The organism is Oleiphilus sp. HI0061 (assembly GCF_001635675.1).
This window is the reverse complement of record NZ_LWFE01001850.1, coordinates 1-912: the sequence shown is the minus strand read 5'-3', so window position 1 is coordinate 912 and position 912 is coordinate 1. Positions and strand designations below refer to the sequence as shown.

Here is a 912-nt window from a genome sequence, read left to right as displayed (position 1 = left end):
AGTCTTATCTGATTCGTCTGTGGTACTCCCCAAACTCACGTTCAAGGGCTCTACCGGTAGATTTTTGGCACTTAGCAAGCTCAAGCCTTTGTAGTCAGATAAGACCTTTTTCATAAGGTTTGCCATATCTTCAGGCGCAACCAGGTTACTCATACGCTGCCCTATCTTTAAACGTAAGCCCTGCAGGCGCTCTTTTAATTGTTCTTGCTCTTGCCTTAGTGCTGCATTCGGGTCGTGAGCCAAAGCTGAAGTCAGCTCACTGAGCCGATTACTTTGCTCAACAGTTTCTTGTGTCAACGATGCTTTGTTGGCTAAGTTAGCTTTGTGCTTTTTTTCATAATCAGCGAAGCCTGTCTGCAGCCAAATAAAAGCAATGATCACCACAGCAGTACCCGCCATAATTGCCCGTTCTCTAAGGCTTAGGTCGGCTGTTTTATCACGTAGTTCGTACCATTTCTCAAGGTTCATTTCTGGCCTCCTTCTTGTTCTACAGAAGAACCAGCCGAGTCTTTAGCATAGTTGAGTATTGCTTCACTGCTATCAAGACGAGAAAGTAACACCTCAGGTGCTGCAGTGTGCTCTTCAGAGCGCAAAGAGAAATTCAACCAATGTCTCTTCCCTTCGTGTTTTTCAAGTTCAAACAATGTAAATGTACGCCCCAGGAGGCTGTCTTCCTGACGAAGCTTTTGCAAATACTCGGGCACCAAGTCACCGTTCAGGGTAATGCCTTCAATATGCATCTCCTTTCCTGAGGAGCCAATAATTATTGAGTTCAACCATAGTTTATCTAAGTTCTGGCGTGCAAGTGAGAGCAGAATATTAGAAAAGCCTTCATCATCTTTAACTACAACCGTATCTAGCATTTCGATCATTCGTTGACGAGCTTCAGCTTTAGCGTGCAAACGCTGATTA

2 protein-coding genes are annotated in these 912 nt (G+C 44.4%); both read right to left on the bottom strand.

Translation table 11 applies throughout. From position 1 onward, the window contains the following. A partial coding sequence (locus A3735_RS28155; RefSeq protein ID WP_156499992.1) for a hypothetical protein occupies positions 1-468 on the bottom strand: 468 nt, incomplete at its 3' end. Continuing rightward, the coding region (locus tag A3735_RS31590) for a hypothetical protein (RefSeq protein ID WP_197486116.1) at positions 465-912 on the bottom strand (448 nt) is incomplete at its 5' end. The genes A3735_RS28155 and A3735_RS31590, both read right to left, overlap by 4 nt.